This is a genomic window from uncultured Maritalea sp. (genome assembly GCF_937139385.1).
GTDB classification, from domain to species: domain Bacteria; phylum Pseudomonadota; class Alphaproteobacteria; order Rhizobiales; family Devosiaceae; genus Maritalea; species Maritalea porphyrae_A.
The window spans coordinates 1-6,169 of the sequence record NZ_CAKZPW010000163.1; the positions used below are offsets into that span (position 1 = coordinate 1).

Here is a 6,169-nt window from a genome sequence, read left to right on the forward strand (position 1 = left end):
CGGTAGCTGCCAATTCTTCAAACTCTGCGAGCTGAGCACTTTCGCCTTTTAGGGCCTCGCGCGCACCGCCAAGGACTTTTTGAGCAATTTCAACTTGTCCTTGCACAAGGCGCGCTTTCAGCAGTCGTTGCCATTCGCTTGGCGAACCACCGGTTAGGAACAAACGCTCCTGCAAACCCGATACCATATTCTCAATCATTGCACTTCTGTCTGTCTCAGACATTTGCATTGCAGCGTCAACTTCATCTTGGGTTGGGCCGCCTGGGGTCCCCACTTGGCCTTGCAAACCATCTCTGGCGACCTGCAGACCGGCGCGTGCGGTTTCGAGCCAGGGTTCATTCCCCACATTGTCGCGCAGCACATTTGTCCAAAGCTCTATTGCCGTTTCAAAATCACCTGTGCGGGTCGCCTCTCCCGCCAAGTAGAACTGAGATCGCAAGTGGTTTGGTTGCAATGCAAGCGCCTGATTGAGCAGCGCCAATGGCTCGCCTGTTGCATCGCCGTTCTGGGCCAACACACTTGCTTCAGCCAAATCTGTCAGATTGTCTGCGCTTTCTCCTTCGAGCCGCACAATATTTCGAAATGCGGTTACCGCTTTTTCGAAAGCCTGCTGGCGCATATAAATTGGGGCTATTACTTTCCAGCCCTGAAGGTCATCTGGGACATCAAAGAGACGTTTTTCGATTTTTGCAATTGCGTCCACAATATCGATGTTCTCGCCATTTTGCACCCGTTCGGCCAATGGCGCGTTGCGCATACCCGGATTACCCACGGCAACATATGTTGCCAACGCAATAGCCAAAACAGCGGGCACGCTCAGCCCAATCACAATAGGCGAGCCAAAACGTCGCTCGGACTTCATTTTGCTAATTTGACTTTGGCGCAAAAATTCCTTGTCGAGCTCCAGCTTTGCTGCTTCAAATTCAGCAGCATCAAGCTTGGTGGCTTCTAAGTCGCCATGCAGCTCAGCAAGCTGCAATTCATAGAACTCACGAGCTGTCTTAATTTCTTCAGCTCGTTCAGTGTCGCTACCTGCTATGTCCGTTCCAAATTTGCGGATCGGCATTGCCAACACCAAAGCGCAGACGGCCGCAATGAGTCCTATCGCTATCCAAAAAATCATATTCCGTTCGGGTCCCCACCTGTCTTAACTAACCTTTATAGCCACATCGACAGACTTTTGTACCAGATAATGGCTTTCTTAAGATTTTCCCCCCAGACCGATTGACGCACAAGCCAAGAAATGGTGCAACAGTGACCTTGAATGGGGCGTTGTTGGTCGGCATATGCAGGTAGAAGAGTTTGATTTTGCTATATATGGCAGCGGTGTCGATGCCTTGTTTTTGGCCGCCGAGTTAATCCAACGTCATTCAGCCCGCGTGCTGTTGGTCCGCGATCAGGTCAATGACTATACTCTGCCCGACCATCAAGATTTTTCAGTGGGTGGCAATTGCAACCCAGACACGATTAAATTGGCACATTTGGGGATAGAGCGCTGGCAAGCCCAGTTCTCTGATAGAGCCGGCAGGTCCTGTTTCGAAAAAAGCCCACTTAACCTGAAAGTTTCAGCTGGCCCAAACTCGGACATTTTGAACTACATCGAGGGTGCGTTGATTGCTTGCAATCGACAATTTGAGAGAAAGGCAGAGCGCGAGGGCGCCGAGTACTTGCTACTACGTGACGTAGTTGCACCAAAGAAACGCCAAGCGATTGAGTTCCTTCATAATGCCTATTTGGGTGTGGGGATGGAAGTGTTTGATCGATCAGAGTTTGAAGACGCAAAGCGATTGAAAGACGGTCGATTATCCATGAAGTCAGACGGAAAGCGATACCGTGCTGACACAACCATCATACTTGATGATGACTTGGTGCACGCGCACGCAAACGCGGCTTTGCGCAATATTTTAAGACCAATTCAGGGCACCAAACTTGCTATGCGGTTGAATACTCGCTTTGTGAAACCACCGACTTTATATGTCGATGGGCAAATGTGCATTCGCCAAGCTGCTGAAAACAAGTTGCTAATCACCGCACCGCTTGAATTTGATCAAGTCATCTCGCGCGCAAAAAACGAGGCCCTGGATCTAGAAAAAATGAAGGTTCACGCAATGGGCGCGTTTCAAGGCGTTACAACTATCGACGGTGGACCATTGTTGGATTTTCAAGTGCAGAAGAAAACGTGGGTTTTCTCGGGTGGCACTGTTCGAGCGTTTTTGATGCCTCATGTGAGCGACCTCGTTACCAATTCAAGTAACGATCAAAATCTACGATATTGGGCCGAGCATAGCGCAAGCGGTCAACGACACGCCGATATCTGCCCACCGTATTCAGTCGAGTTGGGAGGTGGAAATGCAAGAGTTTAGGTTTCCAACCACCAATGGCTCGCCTTTTTGCGGCAGCCTGATTGATCGATCGCGGCCGATTCATTTCTTGTTTAACGGTCGAAAACTTGAGGCGTTTATAGGCGACACCCTGCTCAGCGCCCTGCTCGCAAACGGCGTCAGACATCTAAGTTTGATGGATCGGACCAAGGTTCCACTCAATCAGGATTCAATCCAACTCGTTCATTGCAAGATTTCAGGTAGTAGTTGTGCAGACAATTGGTATGGTGACCTTGACCTTGTTGATCAAATGACTATTGAAACGCTCCCTTTGCCAAACCTGCTCGGCAAAATTGGCCAAGTTTTCAAACCCAAAAATGAGCGCCACATTACAATCGAACACACGAATACAAAGAGTGTTCTTGATCATCCATTGCAAGAAGAGCGGATGGCAGATGTTGTGGTGGTCGGAGGAGGAATTGCAGGATTGCAAGCTGCGATTAGCGCTGCAGAACTGGGCAGAAGCGTTTCGCTTTTGGAACGTGCGAAAAGACTTGGTGGGATGTGTGACTATTATGGTCAAGCAGATGACGAAGAAGCTCCTCGTTCGCTGATCAGCCGCCTTGTGGACGAAATAAACGCGCACAAGGCAATCAGTGTGGAGTTGGGCATCGATGTCCTCGATATCCGTCCAAACAGGATTCTTGCCAAAACAACGCATCAAAACGACGATGCACGCCTCTCGCAAAATGTGGGCTGGACACGTTACGAACAGCTTATTCTTGCAGTCGGTGCGGATTACAGGGGGAACGGTCTTGGTGAGTTCAGCAACATCAGGTACGCCAACCAAGTTTTTCGACTGGCAGCCGACTATGCCGTCAAGCCAGCATCAAATCTGAGTGTAATTACGGGCGGCAACTCGGGCTATCGCCTCGCTCAACAGCTACTCGAAGCTGGTATTGATGTTGATGGTTTGTATGACCCGCGAACAGAGCCAACATCCCGACATATTGACTTTGCCAAGGCTGTCGGCGTGAGGATGCATATGGGAGAAAGCATTCTCAGTCTCACACAAGTTGGAGAGCACGCATTAGTCGAGTTTGGTAGCGATTTTACGTCGGGCCAACGCAAAACAAAGCGTGAATTCTCGGAGCTGGTCGTATCGCACGCGCCAAAACCGAACCTGAAACTGTGGGTTCGTGCTGGTGGGCATTGTCAACTCAATGAAACAGGTCAGATTGACCCTACAAATAGCCAAACATCGAATGTATCGATCGTCGGATCAGCACACGGTGCGATTACGCAAAGTGCTTGCCTTTCTGAGGCCAAGCAAATTGTCTATCGTCAATTGGGCCACTCCTCAAAGCCAACGCGCCCCTATAAGGGTATGTACAAGTATGAGAGCTTACCAAAAGCGCTTGGCATTGAGGGTTCGCAATTCATTGTCAGTGACATAAGGCGCGAGGCAGACGTGCCGAGCTTTAGCAAGCAACCTAATCAGAACGCCCTCAGTGAGTATTTGTTTGAACGATCAGGGCTTAGCCTAACAATCGAGCAAATGCGCAATTTAGGCACCACACCGGGACCGAACCAAGACAGCAGGTCACATCCCAAGACAGACATGTCGTACCTGCTCGGCACACGCTTTAGCGACCCTATCCATGTTGAAATCCACGCGGAAGGTTACCTAAACCTGAGTGTGGGTCAGTACATCTACGATGGTGACGGCGTGAACGAATTGCCAAATGCTTATGGCGTTATTGTCGAGGTTGATGGCAAGTTAGTGGCTCTTGTTGAGGGCGCAGGAGATGAACTGCTCAAAAAAGCATTTGTTCAGACGAAAAGCGGTCTATTTGCGGCAAAACTCGGCAAGGCAGTTTAAGAGGAAGCCCTCATTCCACCCGCTCGCCGGAGAATATTATCTCTATTCCGCCTCAAGATCGCAGCATATTCCACGCCAAAGCGGATCGAACAGAACTTGATGACAATGTCCATTTGCGCGTTGTCAAAAGCGTCGCTGCCCGTTGAGTGCTTGAAGTGTTCAAAAATTCTATCGACCATCGCTTCAAGCGCAGTCCCTACGTCTTTCCAACCTCGTTCAACCACCGCATTTACAGCGAGCGACTCGCGAGCAGATCTGGTTGCGGCCATGATGTAGAGGCCATTATACGCCTGCAAAACGTCTGCTGGGTCGAGCATAATTGATGTCGCCCCTCTTGGCGCCGGCCCCAACACTTTTTTGACATCCTGCAATACGTCAACGAACTTTCCACTTAGCGCGTTTGCGCCGCGCTTAACCAAGCGCTCCAATGAAATGTTCCACTTGGAAGACTTGGATAAATCCAGATGGAATTGTAGGCCACGGGCAATGTGGTGAAATCTATCAATCGCTTTGCACGTCAAATCAATATCTCGGAAAATGCCCGTTTGTTTTTCGATCATTTCAATTTGCTGCTGAGCATTTGTTATAAGCGCGTCGACATATTCACCATACCCAGATTTTTTAATCGCTTCTTCGGTTGAGGCATAGCTGAGTTTCGCAATTGCGGCGGCCAGCAAATCGGGCCTTAGAACGCCCGTTGCAAAAGTTTGGCACCAAAGACTTTTTATGTCATTCGATGGAAAATCAATGTGCTCCAGCGCATAAATAAATGCTTCAGGCTCTTCGTTCTCGCTAAGCTCACGCCCAAGGTTTGCGCCTGTGCCAATGTAGCTAATGTAACTAAAGGCCAGCAGTATAGTTGGTATTGCATCGAAGACTTCAACCCCGCCAACCTGGATGGTAAGCCTGCGTTTTTGTTCAGGATCAGCAACGTTTTGCGCGAAAATTGGTGAAACAATATCGACTATTTTGCTAAGTGATCGTTCAATTTCCCGCTCGTCAGGTTGTGATTGCCCACCTAAGACGTCGTTGATTTTGGAAATCTCTGTTTGATCCAAATCCCTCTGCGCCCATTCCCAAAAATGGTCGAGCGCTGAACGACGAATTCCGGCGCCAAACATTTCTGGCTGACCGTCCAATAAGATTGGTCCAAGCTCACTCGAAATGCGTTCAATTGCCATGTCTTTATGAACAGCGGCAACCGCATCATCGTCGACTTTGGTGGCATGATCATTGGAGGTGGATAGACGATCTGAAGAACGGGAAGCGCTCAACGCATTTAATTGCTCTAAAGGGGAACGGCGCATTACTATACCAAATAGTTCATAAACTCACACCGGTGACTCTATCAAGTATAAGTAAACAAACACTTTTAGTCAGTTATCTAGCCAACCACATTCCATTGACCGTCTTGCTCTCTGCAAGAAGTACCAGATTTCAAGTATCGTTCAGTCGAAACCAAAACAGTATGACTGAATTCACGACAATCCAGTTCATTCACTTTGATGTATGGACCCACGCTGATTTCGCCCCGCGTCGCACTGTCCCCGGTCCACTCACGAGTTGCGCCAACACGACCGTACTGCAGCGCATAGAACTGTGCACTTGCCGCTTCTGACTTTTCTCGAACGCTGAGCTTTGATTGAACTTCACTTGGCAGGAATGAAAGAATTACAGAGCTTGAGAACTCAACGCTTGGTGCGACGGGGCTTTGGGTTTGGGTAGAACTCTCGAGTTGAGGGGCCGCAGGTGCACTGCCCAATCCCCCTGCATCAAAGCGCGCGCAGGCAGATGTCGCCAAAATTGCTGATGCGATACAAGCGATTCGAATTAGGTTTGCCATTGTTCACTCCTGCCAAACACATTGCCGCATTTTGCGGCAGAATTGTGGTTGTTATGTACCAGTGACTGCCGGCAAAGTCATACAAACGCGCAAGCCACCGATTTGTGCAGTCCCAAGCTCAAT

General features: G+C 49.3%; 5 protein-coding genes. 2 read left to right on the forward strand and 3 right to left on the reverse strand.

Translation table 11 applies throughout. The annotated features are described in order from the left end of the window. The coding region (gene ccmI, locus Q0231_RS06865; RefSeq protein ID WP_299346661.1) for a c-type cytochrome biogenesis protein CcmI at positions 1-1,066 on the reverse strand (1,066 nt) is incomplete at its 3' end. 220 nt (positions 1,067-1,286) lie between these two features. Between ccmI and Q0231_RS06870 the strand changes: the two genes are divergently transcribed. Together Q0231_RS06870 and Q0231_RS06875 are read left to right on the forward strand one after the other, a co-directional pair. Continuing rightward, positions 1,287-2,363, forward strand: coding sequence for a hypothetical protein (locus Q0231_RS06870; RefSeq protein ID WP_299346663.1), 1,077 nt, complete (start codon positions 1,287-1,289; stop codon positions 2,361-2,363). Further along, a complete protein-coding gene (locus Q0231_RS06875) occupies positions 2,350-4,203 on the forward strand; it encodes an FAD-dependent oxidoreductase (protein WP_299346665.1) in 1,854 nt (617 codons plus the stop codon). The genes Q0231_RS06870 and Q0231_RS06875 overlap by 14 nt, the downstream gene beginning before the upstream one ends. Here Q0231_RS06875 and Q0231_RS06880 read toward each other — a convergent pair. After that, the gene (locus tag Q0231_RS06880; protein ID WP_299346667.1) at positions 4,200-5,510 is read right to left on the reverse strand and encodes a hypothetical protein; all 1,311 of its coding nucleotides are present in this window, start codon (positions 5,508-5,510) and stop codon (positions 4,200-4,202) included. The genes Q0231_RS06875 and Q0231_RS06880 overlap by 4 nt on opposite strands. Positions 5,511-5,587: 77 nt before the next feature. Continuing rightward, positions 5,588-6,046 (reverse strand): hypothetical protein, encoded by a 459-nt coding sequence (locus Q0231_RS06885; RefSeq protein WP_269392292.1) that lies wholly within the window; start codon positions 6,044-6,046, stop codon positions 5,588-5,590. Between the last annotated feature and the right edge of the window lie 123 nt (positions 6,047-6,169).

Coding starts and splice junctions, on each gene's coding strand:
- Q0231_RS06870 (WP_299346663.1), top strand. CDS start 1,287: ATGCAGGTAGAAGAGTTTGATTTTGCTATATATGGCAGCGGTGTCGAT.
- Q0231_RS06880 (WP_299346667.1), bottom strand. CDS start 5,510: ATGCGCCGTTCCCCTTTAGAGCAATTAAATGCGTTGAGCGCTTCCCGT.
- Q0231_RS06875 (WP_299346665.1), top strand. CDS start 2,350: ATGCAAGAGTTTAGGTTTCCAACCACCAATGGCTCGCCTTTTTGCGGC.
- Q0231_RS06885 (WP_269392292.1), bottom strand. CDS start 6,046: ATGGCAAACCTAATTCGAATCGCTTGTATCGCATCAGCAATTTTGGCG.